This window comes from Pseudomonas sp. GCEP-101 (assembly GCF_025133575.1).
GTDB lineage: Bacteria > Pseudomonadota > Gammaproteobacteria > Pseudomonadales > Pseudomonadaceae > Pseudomonas > Pseudomonas nitroreducens_B.
The window spans coordinates 4,892,683-4,908,325 of sequence record NZ_CP104011.1 but is presented as its reverse complement, the minus strand read 5'-3'; the positions used below and the strand labels follow the sequence as shown (position 1 = coordinate 4,908,325).

Genomic DNA, 15,643 nt, shown 5'->3' with positions numbered 1-15,643 from the left:
CGCTTATCCCCGGATCGCCCAGAAGGCCAGGTTCAGGCCGGGGAACTCTCCGGCGACGTGGAAGGCGAAGCCACCGGACTGCGCCAGTTGCTTCCAGTGCTCGCTGCCACGGTCCAGCTCGTAGTAGGTGGAGCCGGCGTGGAACGGAATCTGCCGTGGCGCCACCGGCAACGGCAGCAGGCCGATGCCCGGCAGCTGCAGGTTGACCAGGTCGCGAATGTGCTCCACCGAGCCGATCTTGCTCTGCTGGCCGAAGCGCCCGCGCAGGGTTTCGGCGGGCATGTCGGCGCGCACCACGAGGACGAAGCTGGCGGTGTCCAGCAGGCTGCGGTCGGCGAGCATGCCGACGTGGATGCCGTAGGCCTTCTCGACGATGGGGATCGGCACCGCCTTGCTGTCGATGAGCATCGACAGCGCCTCGCGCAGCGCCTGCATCACCGGGGTGAAGCTCATCACCAGGTCATCGTGCTGGTACACCGGGAACGCCGCCGGGCGCCGCTCGGCGCTGGAGAAGGTGGCGAACTCGCCGGCCAGGGCGAGCAGCTCGCTGTACAGGCGCTCCGGGTGCAACGGGGTGATCCGCGCCAGGTGTGCCACCAGCGGCTCGGCGCGGTTGACCAGTTGCAGCAGCATGAAGTCGGCGATTTCCGAGGCGCCGCCGGCGCTGGACGCCACTACCCGGCCGGCCAGGGCTTCGCCGCGCTGGTGCAGCAGGCCCAGCAGTTCGCTGCGAAACGCCGCCAGGGGCTTGCTGACGCTGACGTCGAGCAGCGGCGGGATGTACTGCTCGTCCAGCAGCAGCGCGCGGTCGGCGCGTTTCTCGCGCACACGCGCCACGCCCAGTGCGGCGTAGTCATGCAGGCCGTCCGCGGCGGTGAGCAGACGCAGTGCGCGCTCGCCCACCGCGACCGGAATGCGGCTCTCGAAGGCGGCGTTGTCGTCCCGTACCTCGCGCACCTGGCTGCGGTAGCGCGCACCGCCGGCGGGCTCGCCCGCCTCCACCGTGTCGCGCACACCGGAGCGGCGCAGCGGCAGGGCGAGGTAGATCACCCCGTCACGCAGGCCGTCCTCGATGTCCAGCGGTTCGGGAGCGACATCCTCCTGGGGAATGTTGAACGGCGTGCCGTCGGGCAGCAGGCCGCGGGCCGTGACGATGGCCAGCTTGCCCTGGGCCAGCAGCCCGGCGTCGAGCTGGAGCTCCGAAAAGCCCCAGCCGGCGGCGGACAGCGGCCGGCTGCGGGCGTCGATGAGGCTTTCCAGGTAGCGGTCGTGCTGCTGGAAATGCTGGGTGCCGATGAACATGCCTTCCGACCAGATCACGCGGTTGTTCCAGGACATAGGGGCTCCGTTTAGCGAGAGTCGGGACGGGAGGGTTGTTCGAGGGCCACCACGCGCACGGCGTTGGCGCCCAGTTCGATGCGGTAGCGGCTCGCCTGCCCGGCCACGGGCTGCAGCACGCTGCGCCATTGCGCGCGGTCGAGGTCGCGGTAGCCGACCATCAGCGCCACCTGGCGGGTGGCGGGTTCCAGGCGGCGGGTCAGCTCGCGCTGCTCGCCCGGCTGCAGCAGCCAGTCGTCCTGGGCGACGAGGTCAGCGCCCAGGACACCGGCCGCCTGTTCGGCGAGGCTGAAATAATCGGCGCGCTCGAACAGCGCGGCGCTGCGCAGTTCCAGCAGGCGCACGCGCACCGGGGCGCTGTGGCCATCGGGCGTGGGGTTGAGGCGGCTGTCGGCCTGCACCAGCAGGGTCAGGCGGGTGCCCTCCTCCGGCGCCGGCGGCACGCTGGGCGTATCGCTGGAGCAGCCACTGCACAGCAGGGCCAAGCCCGCTGCCAGTAAAATCTGTCGAATCATCCTTGTTCCTCGGTAACGCTTGTTTCTTCCCTGATCGACCGGCCTAGGGGTGGCGCAGGCGGGCGATGTGTTGCTCGTAGGCACGGCCGAATTCGCGGCCGAACAGATCCTGGAAATCGTCTTCGGCTTCGCGCGACAGCGTGCCGTACAGCTCGACGAACTGCTGCCAGCTCTGCGCCTGGCGGGCGCCCGGCAACAGGCTGGAGAGGCCGCCGCCCTTGCCCATGCGCGCCTCCAGCGCATGGGGTTCGAAGCGTGCCAGCAGGTGCTTGATCGCTGCCTCGACCCCGGCCATCACCGCCAGCTGGTGCGCGCGCAGGTCGTCGAAGCCATCGCGCACCGCCTGGTCGGCCGGCATGAACGCCGGGCTGCCGCCGCGCAGCAGCAGGAGCAGCGCTTCGTCGGCATTGGGGGCGAATTTCAGCGGATTGTTCTCCACCGGGCGCACCAGAGTCTGCTGCATGCGGAACTCGCCCTTCAGGCTGCTGCGCGCGCGCAGGACGTCGATCAGCCCTTCCACCATCAACCGGTAGCTGCGCCCGATGGCCTCCATCTGCGCGGCGGCCTGGCGGTTGTCCAGGCGCAGGCGCTCCAGACCGGCGCCGCGCAGGAAGGCCTGCAGCAGTTCGTCGTCGTTTGCCACCGGCGCGGCGGCCGTGGCGCGGGGCTCGTGCTCGGCGGCCCGGGCCGGCGCGACCGGTTGCTCCACGGGCGGCGCAGCGACCGGCGGCAAGGGTTCGGGGGTGGAGGGGCTCAGCGGCGATGCCGGCTCGATCGTGGCAAAGGGATTGGCCGCCGCCGGCGTGTCGCCCAGCAGGTCCCAGTCCTCGGGAATCAGGCCGGCGCCCGCTGCCGGCGCCGACGGCACGACGGGTGCCGGCGCGGGGGTGGCCGGTGGCGGCGGCAGGGTCGCGGCGGGCGGGCGGAAGTCATGGCGCTCGGCCGGCACGTGGTCGGCAATCGGCGCCGGAGCCGGCGTTGACGGCGCCAGAAAATCGAACAGGTCGGGCAGGGTTTCCTGCGGGGAAACGCCCTGCAGATGCGCCGAAGCCGAGGGGCTGAAGGGGGTATCGGGGATCGGCGCGGGGGCCGATTGATGGGCGGCCATCAGGGCTTCGAAGCTGTTCGCCGAATCCGCCGCGGCGAAGGGCGAAGCGCCGGACATCAGGCCGGTTTCGATGCGCGCCTGGATCTCGTAGTCACCGATACGGATAACTTCGCCATCTTCCAGAAGTTCACTGCTGCCACGGCGCATGCGAACTCCGGCATTGAGCAGTTCGACACCGTTCGTGCTGTTATCGGTGAGGAAGTAGCGGCCATCTTTATATTGAATGAGGCAATGTCGCGAAGAAACCAGGCGCGCAGGGTCCGGTAATACCCAGTCATTGTCGGGATTACGGCCAATTGCCATCACACCGGTATCCAACGTCATTTCAGGACATTGACCGGGGGTGATCTTGTGATAACTGGTGATGGTCAAACGCAGCGCCATGTAGCCTCCCTGCCTGCTCCGCTTCCCGTCGTCCCATCCAGGGACAACCCAACCCTCATGCGGGTTCCACACTTTTTCCTACAAGCGTGAACCCTTGATTCTGAAGGGCTGACGGCGGAAACCGCGCGATCTTATCCTTGCTTTCCGCGACCGGCAAACACGAATCGCCGAAGAACTTCTCGACTCTTTGGTGCGGGTCACAACTGCAGTAACACGTAAATAGCTTACCTTGACAACAGCAACTACTAAACCAAAAATGGCGACTTCATCGCAAATATGTGATGGCTCAGTGATATTAACTGAGGGCAACTTCCCACAGAAATAACATGGAAACTTCTGGGGACTTTGTCAGCCAAATCCACACCGATAGGGAGATCGATTACTGTGGATGGATCGCTTTTGCTCGCCTCGATTTCAGAGAGCGCGCCCTGTGGCGTTGACCTGGAATACGACAGCGAATTCCTGCAACTCGAACGCGATGCCCAGGGGCGCCCCGAGCGCAGCATGGGCGACGTGGTCCAGGCCGCCGAGCCGCCGGATTGGCGCGCCGTCGAGCAGGCCAGCAGCAGCCTGCTGCAACGCAGCAAGGACCTGCGCATCACCCATTTCCTCGTGCAGAGCAGCCTCGCGCTGGAAGGTCTCGACGGCCTCGCCAGCGGCCTGACGCTGATCAGCGAACTGCTCTCGCGCTACTGGGCCGAACTCTACCCGCGCCTGGACGCCGACGACGACAACGACCCCACCGTGCGGGTCAACACCCTCGCCGGCCTGACCTGCGACACCAACCTCGCCCTGCTGCGCAACGCCGTGCTGCTGCGCTCGCGTGTGTTCGGCACGGTCACCGTGCGCGCCGCCCTCAATGCCGCCGGCCTGCTGCCGGCGAGCGACGAAACCCTCGGCGCCGACGAACTCACCGGCGCCCTGCGCGACAGCGATCCTGAACGACTCGACGCCACCCGCACGGCGATCCTGACCGCGCTGGAGGCCGCCCAGGCCATCGAGCGCCAGGTCGCCGAGCAGGTCGGCTCCGACCGCGGCGTCGACCTGCAGCCCTTGCGCCAGCCGCTCAAACTCGCCCTGCAGGTGCTCGGCGAATCCGCGCAGGCCACGACTGACGGCACCGACGCCACGGCGCAGGAGCCACCCCGTACCGATGCCGCGGGCGCCGCTGCGAGCCCCAGCGCGGCCCCCGCCAGCGGCGAAATCCGCAACCGCGACGATGTGCGCCGCAGCCTCGACCGGCTGCTGGAGTACTACGCCCGTCACGAGCCTTCCAGCCCCCTGCCCGTGCTGCTCAATCGGGCGCGGACGCTGGTCGATGCGGATTTCGCCAGCATCGTGCGCAACCTGATTCCCGACGGCATCAGTCAGTTCGAAAACCTGCGCGGCCCCGACGCGGACCAGGCCTGACCGGCCGGGAAACGGGATCACGCGTAATCGATGACGGCCCGCGGGCCGACACGCAGCGTCGCGTCAGGCGACCAGGAGAGAAGCCATGTCCAGCAACAGCAGTTCCCAGAAGTTCATCGCACGCAATCGCGCCCCGCGGGTGCAGATCGAGTACGACGTCGAGCTCTACGGCGCCGAGAAGAAGGTCCAGTTGCCCTTCGTCATGGGCGTGATGGCCGACCTCACCGGCAAGCCCGCCGAGCCCCTGGCGCCGGTGGCCGAGCGCAAGTTCCTGGAGATCGACGTCGACAACTTCGACTCGCGTCTCAAGGCCATGAAGCCGCGCGTGGCGTTCAACGTGCCCAACGAGCTGACCGGTGAAGGCAACCTCAGCGTCGACATCACCTTCCAGAGCATGGACGACTTCAGCCCGGCGGCCGTGGCGCGCCAGGTCGATTCGCTCAAGCAGCTGCTCGAGGCCCGCACCCAGCTGGCCAACCTGCTGACCTACATGGACGGCAAGACCGGCGCCGAGGAAATCATCATGAAGGCGATCCAGGACCCTGCCCTGCTGCAGGCCCTGGCCAGCGCGCCGAAACCGCAGGACAACGAGCCCCAGGCCTGATCAGAGGAGGATCACCATGAGCGAGATGTTGCGTGAAGAGCAGGCCATCCAGGCGGCCGGCGAGCAGACCAGCGAATTCGCCAGCCTGCTGATGCAGGAATTCAAACCCAAGACCGAGCGTGCCCGCGAAGCGGTGGAAACCGCCGTGCGCACCCTGGCCGAACAGGCCCTGGCGCAGACCGACCTGATCTCCAACGATGCGATCAAGTCCATCGAGTCGATCATCGCCGCCATCGATGCCAAGCTCACCGCCCAGGTCAACCAGATCATCCACCACGCCGACTTCCAGCAGGTGGAAAGCGCCTGGCGCGGCCTGCATTACCTGGTGAACAACACCGAGAGCGACGAGCAGCTGAAGATCCGCGTGCTCAACATCGCCAAGCCCGAGCTGCACAAGACCCTGAAGAAGTTCAAGGGCACCGCGTGGGACCAGAGCCCGGTGTTCAAGAAGCTCTACGAGGAAGAGTACGGCCAGTTCGGCGGCGAGCCCTACGGCTGCCTGGTGGGCGACTACTACTTCGACCAGTCGCCGCCGGACGTCGAGCTGCTCGGCGAGCTGTCCAAGGTGTGCGCGGCGATGCACGCGCCGTTCATCTCTGCCGCCTCGCCCACCGTGCTGGGCATGGGCTCCTGGCAGGAGCTGTCGAACCCTCGCGACCTGACCAAGATCTTCACCACCCCCGAGTACGCCGGTTGGCGCTCGCTGCGTGAGTCCGAGGATTCGCGCTACATCGGCCTGACCATGCCGCGCTTCCTGGCACGCCTGCCCTACGGCGCGAAGACCGACCCGGTGGAAGCCTTCGCCTTCGAGGAAAACACCGACGGCGCCGACAGCAGCAAGTACACCTGGGCCAACGCCGCCTATGCCATGGCGGTGAACATCAACCGCTCGTTCAAGCACTACGGCTGGTGCTCGCGCATCCGCGGCGTGGAGTCGGGCGGCGAAGTGCCGAACCTGCCGGCGCACACCTTCCCCACCGACGACGGCGGCGTGGACATGAAGTGCCCGACCGAAATCGCCATTTCCGACCGCCGCGAGGCGGAGCTGGCGAAGAACGGCTTCATGCCGCTGCTGCACAAGAAGAACACCGACTTCGCCGCCTTCATCGGCGCGCAGTCCCTGCAGAAGCCGGCCGAGTACGACGACCCGGACGCCACCGCCAACGCCAACCTGGCCGCGCGCCTGCCGTACCTGTTCGCCACCTGCCGCTTCGCGCATTACTTGAAGTGCATCGTTCGCGACAAGATCGGCTCCTTCAAGGAGAAGGACGAGATGCAGCGCTGGTTGCAGGACTGGATCCTCAACTACGTCGATGGCGACCCGGCGCACTCCACCGAGACCACCAAGGCCCAGCACCCGCTGGCCGCCGCCGAAGTGGTGGTCGAGGAAGTCGAGGGCAACCCCGGCTACTACAACTCCAAGTTCTTCCTGCGTCCGCACTATCAGCTCGAAGGGCTGACAGTGTCGCTGCGGCTGGTTTCCAAACTGCCGTCGGCCAAGGGCGCCTGATCGGGCGCGACGCGGGTTCTGCAAAGCGGCGCCGTCGGACCGGCGCCGTCCCTGACACCTTCCATTCGGTCACTGCACCACAGGAGAAAACATGGCTGTCGATATTTTCATCAAGATCGGCGACATCAAAGGCGAGTCGATGGACAAGACTCACAAGGACGAAATCGACGTACTGAACTGGAGCTGGGGCATGACCCAGTCCGGCAACATGCACGTCGGCGGTGGCGGTGGCGCGGGCAAGGTTTCCATCCAGGACCTGACCCTGACCAAGTACGTCGACAAGGCGACCCCGAACCTGATGATGCACTGCTCCAGCGGCAAGCACATCGACAAGGCCGTGCTGACCGTGCGCAAGGCGGGCGGCGAGAATCAGGTCGAGTACCTGATCATCACCCTGCAGGAAGTGCTGGTCACCTCGCTGCACACCGGCGGCTCGGGCGGCGACGACCGCATCACCGAGACCGTCTCGCTGAACTTCGGCCAGGTCTCGGTCGACTACCAGCCGCAGAAAGCCGACGGCGGCAAGGACGGCGGCCCGATCAAGTACGGCTGGAACATCCGCCAGAACGTCAAGAAGTAAGCCTGCATGCCCCCGTCGCCTGAGCGCCGGGGGCTTGCCTGCGGGCACCGGGCGCGCCAGCGCCCCTTCCCCGCCACTGCGTACAGGATTCCTCCGTTGGTAGCCGACCTGACTTCCCGCGAGCGCCTGCAGCCATCGCTGCTCGACCGCCTCACCGATGACGCCCCCGGCACCCTGCTCGACGCGCCGGGCCGGCGCGCGTTCTCGCACAACGAGCTACGCGCGGCGGTGCTGCGCGACCTTGCCTGGCTGCTCAACTCCACGGCGCTGCTCGACCCCGAGCGCAGCCGCCAGACGCCCGCCGGCACCTCGGTCCTGAACTACGGCCTGCCGCCGCTGGCCGGCAACAGTGCCTCGAGCATCGACGTGCTGGCCCTGGAAGGCCTCATCCACCAGGCCATCGCCACCTTCGAGCCGCGCATCCTGCGCCATACCCTGCGCGTGCGCGCGCACAGCGCCACCGGCGAGATGAACCACAACGCCCTGAGCTTCGAAATCGAGGGCGACCTGTGGGCGCAACCGGTGCCCCTGCCCCTGCTGCTGCGCACCGAACTGGACCTGGAATCGGGCCATGTCTCCGTGGTGCCCGCGCAACAGCGGAGGCGCCCATGAATCCGCGCCTGCTGGAGCTGTACAACCAGGAGTTGCAGCACATCCGCGAGAGCGCGGCGGAATTCGCCCGCGACTACCCGAAGATCGCCAGCCGCCTCAACCTGGCCGGCATGGAGTGCGCCGATCCCTATGTCGAACGCCTGCTCGAAGGCTTCGCCTGGCTCACCGCGCGGGTACAGCTCAAGCTCGACGCCGAATACCCGACCTTCACCCACAACCTGCTGGAAGTCGCCTACCCGCACTACCTCGCCCCGACCCCGTCGATGTGCGTGGTGCAGATGCAGACCAACCCCGATGACGGCTCCCTCAACGACGGTTTCCGCCTGCCCCGACAGAGCGTGCTGCGCGCGCCGCTGGGCAAGGAAGGCCAGACGCCGTGCGAATTCCGCACCGCCCATGAGGTGACCCTGTGGCCGCTGCGCGTGGCCCAGGCCGAATACATCGCCAACCCCGCCGCCGAACTCGGCCGCCTGGCCGCTGCCGAACCGCGCGCCAAGGCCGCCCTGCGCCTGACCCTGCGCAGCGGCGCGGAGGTCCCGTTCAACAGCCTGGCGCTGGAGAACCTGCCGCTCTACCTCAACGGCGTCGACGAAGTGCCGGTGCGCCTGTACGAGCAACTGCTCGGCAACGCCTGCGCGGTCTACGCCTGCCAGAGCGGCCGCGACTGGGTGGAGCGGCTGCCCGCCGACGCCCTGCGCCCGTGCGGTTTCGACGACGAAGACGCGGCCCTGCCGGTGGTGCCCCAGGCCTTCCAGGGCTACCGGCTGTTGCAGGAATATTTCGCCCTGCCGCAGCGCTATCTCTTCGTCGACGTCACGGGGCTGCAGCGTGCGGTGCGCCGCTGCGATGGTGAGGAGCTGCAGCTGATCGTGCTCTTCGACCGCCTCGACAAACAGTTGCAGGGCCAGGTTGGCGCGCAGCAGTTCGTGCCCTTCTGCACGCCGGCGATCAACCTGTTCCCCCGGCGCCTGGACCGCATCCACCTGAGCGAGCGGGTCCACGAGCACCACGCCATCGCCGACCGCACCCGGCCGATGGATTTCGAGATCCACTCGTTGACCTCGGTCAGCGGCCACGGCACCGGCGCGGACCAGACCTTCCTGCCCTTCTACGCCGTGCGCGATCCGTCGCGCTATGGCCAGGAGAAGGCCTATTACATCCTGCGCCGCGAGCAGCGCGTGCTCTCCAGCGAGCAGCGACGCAGCGGCGCCCGCTCCAGCTACGTGGGCAGCGAAACCTTCATCAGCCTGGTGGACAGCCACCAGGCGCCCTATCGCCACGACCTGCGCCAACTGGGCCTGGGCGCGCTGTGCACCAACCGCGACCTGCCGCTGTTCATGAACCCCGGCAGCGGCAGCAGCGACTTCACCCTGGCCGACAGCGCCCCGGTGCAGGCGGTGCGCTGCCTCACCGGCCCCAGCCGGCCACGCCCCAGCCGTGCCCATGACCGCGAGGCCTGGCGGCTGATCAGCCAGCTGTCGCTGAACTACCTGTCGCTGGCGGAGAACGGCCAGGGCGCCGCCGCCCTGCGCGAGCTGCTGCGCCTGTATGCCGACAGCCAGGACCCGGCGCTGCCGTTGCAGATCGAAGGCCTGCGCGAGGTCAGCAGCCGGCCCATCACCCGGCGTCTGCCGATGCCAGGCCCGATCGTTTTCGGCCGCGGCCTGGAGATCACCCTGGCGTTCGACGAAAACGCCTTCCGCGGCACCGGCGTGTTTCTCCTGGGGGCGGTGTTCGAGCGCTTCCTGGCGCGCTACGTGTCCCTGAACAGCTTCACCGAAACCGTGCTTCGCAGCACCGAACGTGGCGAGATCATGCGATGGAAAGCCCGACCCGGACGTCGACCGAACCTCTGAGCGCCCTGCAGGCGATGCAGGCCGAGCCCTGGGAATTCGACTTCTTCCAGGCGCTGCGGCGCATCCAGTGCGAGCACCCCGACCTGCCCCGCCTGGGCCATTCGCGGCGCCTGGCGGACGACCCGCTGCGCCTGGGTCAGCAGCCCGAAGGCAGTTTCGCCCCCTCGACCCTGGCCGCCGTGCGCCCGCCCGAAGGCAACACGCCGGGGCGCCTGGAGCAGTTCTTCTTCGGCCTGGGCGGGCCCAACGGGCCGCTGCCGCTGCACATCACCGAATACGTGCGCGACCGCCAGCGCAACCATGGCGACAGCACCAGCAAGCAGTTCTTCGACGTCTTCCACCATCGCCTGCTGAGTCTGTTCTACCGCGCCTGGGCCGAGGCCCGGCCGACCGTGAGCCATGACCGCCCGGACGACGACTACTGGTCCGAGCGCCTGGCCGCCTTCAGTGGCCGCGGCCAGCCCAGCCTGCGCGGCAAGGGACTGATCGACGGCGACGCGGTGCTGCACTTCACCGGCCATCTGTCCGCGCAGACACGCTACCCGGATGGCCTCAAGGCCATCCTGCAGGACTACTTCGGTGTGCCGGTGTGCATCGAGGAGTACGCCGGGCAATGGCTGCAGCTGCCCGAACGCACGCGCCTGGGCGTGGCCTGCACCCGCCTGGGCGAGGACTTCTGCCTGGGCGGCCAGGCCTGGGACCGCCAGCACTGCTTCGGCATCTGCCTGGGCCCGCTGAGCCTGGCGCAGTACCAGGCGCTGCTGCCCGACGGCCGCGCCTTCGCCGAGCTGGTGGCCTGGGTCGGCGAATACCTGGGCGAAGAGCTGGACTGGCAATTGACGCTGCAACTGCGCCGCGAGGAAGTCCCCGCGCTGCGCCTGAACCAGGGGCTGCGCCTGGGCTACACGACCTGGCTGGGCCGCCCCGCCCACGACCCGAAGGACCTGGTGCTGTCCCGGCACCACGCCGCGCCGAGCGCGCCGGCACACTAGACAAGGAGCAACACCATGGGTGAAATCAGTCGCGCCGCGCTGTTCGGCAAGCTCAATCCCACCGCCTACAAGGCCATCGAAGCCGCCACCGTGTTCTGCAAGCTGCGCGGCAATCCCTACGTGGAGCTGGTGCACTGGGTGCATCAGCTGCTGCAGCTGCCCGACTCGGACCTGCACCGCGTGGTGCGCCAGTTCAGCCTGGAGCCGGCGCGTCTGGCGCGGGACGTCACCGAGGCGCTGGACCGCCTGCCGCGCGGCTCGACCTCCATCACCGACCTGTCCGCCCATGTCGAGGAAGCCGTGGAGCGTGGCTGGGTCTATGGCAGCCTGATGTTCGGCCAGAGCCAGGTGCGCAGCGGCTTCCTGGTCATCGGCCTGCTCAAGACCCCGAGCCTGCGGCACGCGCTGCTGGCGGTGTCGCGCGAGTTCGAGAAGGTCAAGGTGGACACCCTCGCCGAGCGCTTCGACGAGTACATGGGCGACTCGCCGGAGAACGGCCAGGGCGCCAGCGACGGCTTCGAGGCCGGCGTCGCGCCGGGCGAATCCAGCGGTGCCCTGGCGCCCAGCGCGCTGGGCAAGCTGGAGGCGCTCAAGCGCTTCACCGTCGACCTCACCGAGCAGGCGCGCAACGGCGAGATCGACCCCATCGTCGGCCGCGACGAAGAGATCCGCCAACTGGTGGACATCCTCATGCGCCGCCGGCAGAACAACCCGATCCTCACCGGCGAGGCCGGGGTGGGCAAGACCGCGGTGGTCGAAGGCTTCGCCCTGCGCATCGTCGCCGGCGACGTGCCGCCGGCGCTCAAGGACGTCGAGCTGCGCGCGCTGGACGTCGGCCTGCTGCAGGCCGGCGCGAGCATGAACGGCGAATTCGAACAGCGCCTGCGCCAGGTCATCGAGGATGTCCAGGCCTCGCCCAAGCCCATCATCCTGTTCATCGACGAAGCCCACACCCTGGTCGGCGCCGGCGGCGCGGCGGGCACCGGCGACGCGGCCAACCTGCTCAAGCCGGCCCTGGCCCGCGGTGCGCTGCGCACCGTGGCGGCGACCACCTGGGCCGAGTACAAGAAGCACATCGAGAAGGACCCGGCACTGACCCGGCGCTTCCAGGTGGTGCAGGTGCCCGAGCCGTCGGAGGACAAGGCGCTGCTGATGATGCGCGGCGTCGCCTCGACCATGGAGCGCCACCACCAGGTGCAGATCCTCGACGAGGCGCTGGAGGCCGCGGTGAAGTTGTCGCACCGCTACATTCCGGCGCGGCAACTGCCGGACAAGTCCGTGAGCCTGCTGGACACCGCCTGCGCCCGCGTCGCCATCAGCCTGCACGCGGTGCCGGCGGAAGTGGACGACAGCCGCCGGCGCATCCAGGCGCTGGAAACCGAGCTGGCGATCATCGCCCGCGAGCACGCCATCGGCATCGAGGTGGGCGCCCGCCGCGCCAACAGCGAGGCCCTGCTGGCCGCCGAGCGCGAGCGCCTGGTCACCCTGGAGGCGCGCTGGAGCGAAGAGAAGGCACTGGTCGACGAGCTGCTCGCCACCCGCGCCCGGCTGCGCGAACAGGCCGGCACGGTGGACAGCGACAACGCCGGCGACGACCACCACGCCCTGCGTGCGCAGCTGCTCGATCTGCAGCAGCGCCTGGCTGCGCTGCAAGGCGAGGCGCCGCTGATCCTGCCGACCGTGGACTACCAGGCCGTGGCCTCGGTGGTCGCCGACTGGACCGGCATCCCGGTCGGGCGCATGGCGCGCAACGAACTGGAAACCGTCCTGCGCCTGGACGAGCACCTGGCCAAGCGGATCATCGGCCAGGACCATGCCCTGCGGATGATCGCCAAGCGCATCCAGACCTCCCGCGCCGGGCTGGACAACCCCAGCAAGCCGATCGGCGTGTTCATGCTCGCCGGCACCTCCGGCGTCGGCAAGACCGAAACCGCCCTCGCCCTGGCCGAGGCGCTGTACGGCGGCGAGCAGAACCTCATCACCATCAACATGAGCGAATTCCAGGAAGCGCACACCGTTTCCACCCTCAAGGGCGCCCCGCCCGGCTACGTCGGCTACGGCGAGGGCGGCGTGCTGACCGAGGCGGTGCGCCGTCGGCCGTACAGCGTGGTGCTGCTCGACGAGGTGGAAAAAGCCCACCCGGACGTGCACGAGATCTTCTTCCAGGTCTTCGACAAGGGCGTGATGGAGGATGGCGAGGGCCGTCTGATCGATTTCAAGAACACCCTCATCCTGCTGACCACCAACGCCGGCACCGAGCTGATCGCGCGCCAGTGCGCCAACCCGGCCGCCCTGCCCGCGCCGGACGACATCGCCCAGGACCTGCGCCAACCGCTGCTGGAAATCTTCCCGCCGGCGCTGCTCGGCCGCCTGGTGACCATCCCCTACTACCCGCTGAGCGACGCCATGCTCAAGGCCATCACCCGCCTGCAGCTGGAGCGCATCAAGAAGCGCGTGGAGGGCACGCACAAGGTCGCCTTCGACTACGACGACGCGGTCATCGACCTGGTGGTCTCGCGCTGCAACCAGACCGAGAGCGGCGGCCGCATGATCGACGCCATCCTCACCAACAGCCTGCTGCCGGACATGAGCCGCGAATTCCTCACCCGCCTGCTCGAAGGCAAGGCGCTGGCCTCGGTGCGCATCGGCGTGGAGAACAGCGAGCTGGCCTACCACTTCGCCGACGCCGCGGCCTGAGCCCGCGTTGAAGCCGGGGCCCGCGCCCCGGCGATTTCCAGCAAGGCAGAGGACCGGATATTTCCATGCAGTTCACCCCGTTCACGCAACATTCCCGCTTCGCCCAGGTCTCCAGCCCGCTGGGCCCGGACGCGCTATTGCTGCGCGATTTCTCCGGCAACGACGAGCTGGGGCGGCTCTTCGAGTACGACCTGCAACTGGTCTCCCGCGATGCCAACCTGGACTTCAACCAACTGCTGGGCAAGCCGCTGTGCGTATCGGTGCAATTGCCCGAGGGCGGCCAGCGGCATTTCCATGGCCTGGTGGCGCGCTGCGGGCAGAGCATCGACATCGGCCAGTTCGCGGCCTACCAGGTAACGCTGCGGCCCTGGCTGTGGCTGCTCAGCCGCACCTCCGACTGCCGCATCTTCCAGCACCAGAGCGTGCCGCAGATCATCAAGCAGGTCTTCCGCGACCTGGGGTTTTCCGATTTCGAGGATGCCCTGAGCCGCAGCTACCGCGAGTGGGAGTACTGCGTGCAGTACCGCGAGACCAGCCTGGACTTCGTCAGCCGGCTGATGGAGAAGGAAGGCATCTATTACTACTTCCGCCACGAGAAGGACCGCCACGTGCTGGTGCTGGCCGACGCCTACGGCGCCCACCGCACACCGGCCGGCTACGCGCAGGTGCCCTACTACCCGCCGGACGGCCAGCACCGCGAGCGCGACCACCTCAACGACTGGCGCCTGGCGCAGCAGGTACAGCCCGGCTCCCTGGAACTCAACGACTACGACTTCCAGCGCCCCGCCGCGCGCATGGACGTGCGCTCGGCGCAACCCCGCCCGCACAGCGCCGGCGACTACGCGCTGTACGACTACCCCGGCGCCTACGTGCAGAGCGAGCATGGCGAGCAGTACGCGCGCAACCGCATCGACGCCTTGCAGAGCCTGCACGAGCGCGTGGAGTTCAGCGGCAACGCGCGCGGCCTGGCCAGCGGTGACCTGTTCAGCCTCACCGGCTTCTCCCGCGCCGACCAGAACCGCGAATACCTGATCGTCGGCGCCAGCTACCGCGTCACCCAGGAGTCCCTGGAGAGCGGCAGCGGCGGTGGCGGCCAGTACCTGTGCAACCTCACCTGCACCGATGCGCAGCAGACCTTCCGCCCGCTGGAGATCACCCGCAAGCCCAGCGTCCGCGGCCCGCAGACCGCCCGCGTGGTCGGCCCCAGCGGCGAGGAAATCTTCACCGACCAGTTCGGCCGGGTGAAGGTGCACTTCCACTGGGATCGCCACGACCAGTCCAACGAAAACAGCTCATGCTGGATCCGCGTGTCCCAGGCCTGGGCCGGCAAGAACTGGGGCAGCGTGCAGATCCCGCGGATCGGCCAGGAGGTGATCGTCAGCTTCCTCGAAGGCGACCCGGACCAGCCGATCATCACCGGGCGCGTCTACAACGCCGACCAGGCGGTGCCCTACGACCTCCCCGCCAATGCCACCCAGAGCGGCATCAAGAGTCGCTCCAGCAAGGGCGGCACGCCGGCCAACTTCAACGAAATCCGCATGGAGGACAAGAAAGGCGCGGAGCAGCTGTACATCCACGCCGAGCGCAACCAGGACATCGTCGTCGAAGTCGACGAGAGCCACAGCGTCGGCCACAACCGTACCAAGAACATCGGCAATGACGAGAACGTGCGCATCGGCCAGCACCGTTCGCGGGCGGTCAAGCAGAACGACAGCCTGCTGGTGGGCGGCATGAAGAGCGACAAGGTGAGCATTCAGTACCTGATCGAGGCCGGCGCGCAGATCCGCCTGGTCTGCGGCCTCAGCGTGCTGGAGTTCAACGCCGATGGGCGCATCAACATCTCCGGCAGCGCCTTCAATATCTACGCCAGCGGCAATGGCAACATCGACACCGGCGGCCGGCTGGACCTCAACTCAGGCGGCGCCAGCGCGGTGGATGCCCAGGGGCAGGGCAACAAGGGCAGCATCGACGCCGAGGTACAGGCGGCCTTCCCGCCGCCGCCCAAGGCCTCCTGAACCTTCGGGCGCCCTGCCCTGG

Annotated in this window: 12 protein-coding genes; 9 read left to right on the top strand and 3 right to left on the bottom strand. The window is 68.1% G+C overall.

Features of this window, described 5'->3' with window-relative positions; genetic code table 11:
* Positions 1-3: 3 nt before the first annotated feature.
* From tssK to tagH, 3 genes are read right to left on the bottom strand one after another with little or no spacing between them, the layout of a single operon-like run.
* Complete coding sequence (gene tssK / locus N0B71_RS22350; protein WP_259754982.1) at positions 4-1,338, bottom strand: type VI secretion system baseplate subunit TssK; 1,335 nt, start codon at positions 1,336-1,338, stop codon at positions 4-6.
* Positions 1,339-1,349: 11 nt separating this feature from the next.
* Positions 1,350-1,853, bottom strand: a complete 504-nt coding sequence (tssJ, locus tag N0B71_RS22345; RefSeq protein ID WP_259754980.1) for a type VI secretion system lipoprotein TssJ — start codon at positions 1,851-1,853, stop codon at positions 1,350-1,352.
* A 43-nt stretch (positions 1,854-1,896) separates the two neighbouring features.
* On the bottom strand, positions 1,897-3,345 hold the full coding sequence (gene tagH / locus N0B71_RS22340) for a type VI secretion system-associated FHA domain protein TagH (RefSeq protein ID WP_259754979.1): 1,449 nt from the start codon (positions 3,343-3,345) through the stop codon (positions 1,897-1,899).
* 384 nt (positions 3,346-3,729) lie between these two features.
* Here tagH and tssA point away from each other — a divergent pair, with 384 nt between their 5' ends.
* The 9 genes from tssA to N0B71_RS22295 all read left to right on the top strand — a co-directional run bounded on the left by tssA (position 3,730) and on the right by N0B71_RS22295 (position 15,621).
* Positions 3,730-4,755: a type VI secretion system protein TssA gene (gene tssA / locus N0B71_RS22335; RefSeq protein WP_259754978.1), complete on the top strand. Its 1,026-nt coding sequence runs from the start codon at positions 3,730-3,732 to the stop codon at positions 4,753-4,755.
* An 85-nt stretch (positions 4,756-4,840) separates the two neighbouring features.
* Positions 4,841-5,359 carry a type VI secretion system contractile sheath small subunit gene (tssB, locus tag N0B71_RS22330; protein WP_017518696.1) on the top strand — a complete coding sequence of 173 codons (519 nt, stop codon included), beginning with the start codon at positions 4,841-4,843 and terminating at the stop codon, positions 5,357-5,359.
* Between the two features lie 16 nt (positions 5,360-5,375).
* Entirely contained in the window at positions 5,376-6,869 is a 1,494-nt protein-coding gene (tssC, locus tag N0B71_RS22325) for a type VI secretion system contractile sheath large subunit (RefSeq protein WP_259754976.1), read from the top strand.
* A 91-nt stretch (positions 6,870-6,960) separates the two neighbouring features.
* The gene (locus N0B71_RS22320; RefSeq protein WP_017518698.1) at positions 6,961-7,449 is read left to right on the top strand and encodes an Hcp family type VI secretion system effector; all 489 of its coding nucleotides are present in this window, start codon (positions 6,961-6,963) and stop codon (positions 7,447-7,449) included.
* A 96-nt stretch (positions 7,450-7,545) separates the two neighbouring features.
* A complete protein-coding gene (tssE, locus tag N0B71_RS22315; RefSeq protein WP_259754975.1) occupies positions 7,546-8,061 on the top strand; it encodes a type VI secretion system baseplate subunit TssE in 516 nt (171 codons plus the stop codon).
* On the top strand, positions 8,058-9,917 hold the full coding sequence (gene tssF / locus N0B71_RS22310) for a type VI secretion system baseplate subunit TssF (RefSeq protein WP_259754974.1): 1,860 nt from the start codon (positions 8,058-8,060) through the stop codon (positions 9,915-9,917). The genes tssE and tssF overlap by 4 nt, the downstream gene beginning before the upstream one ends.
* Entirely contained in the window at positions 9,881-10,909 is a 1,029-nt protein-coding gene (tssG, locus tag N0B71_RS22305; protein ID WP_259754973.1) for a type VI secretion system baseplate subunit TssG, read from the top strand. Before tssF ends, tssG begins: the two co-directional genes overlap by 37 nt.
* Before the next feature lie 15 nt (positions 10,910-10,924).
* Positions 10,925-13,606 carry a type VI secretion system ATPase TssH gene (tssH, locus tag N0B71_RS22300; protein ID WP_259754972.1) on the top strand — a complete coding sequence of 894 codons (2,682 nt, stop codon included), beginning with the start codon at positions 10,925-10,927 and terminating at the stop codon, positions 13,604-13,606.
* Positions 13,607-13,671: 65 nt separating this feature from the next.
* On the top strand, positions 13,672-15,621 hold the full coding sequence (locus N0B71_RS22295) for a type VI secretion system Vgr family protein (protein WP_259754971.1): 1,950 nt from the start codon (positions 13,672-13,674) through the stop codon (positions 15,619-15,621).
* Positions 15,622-15,643 lie beyond the last annotated feature (22 nt).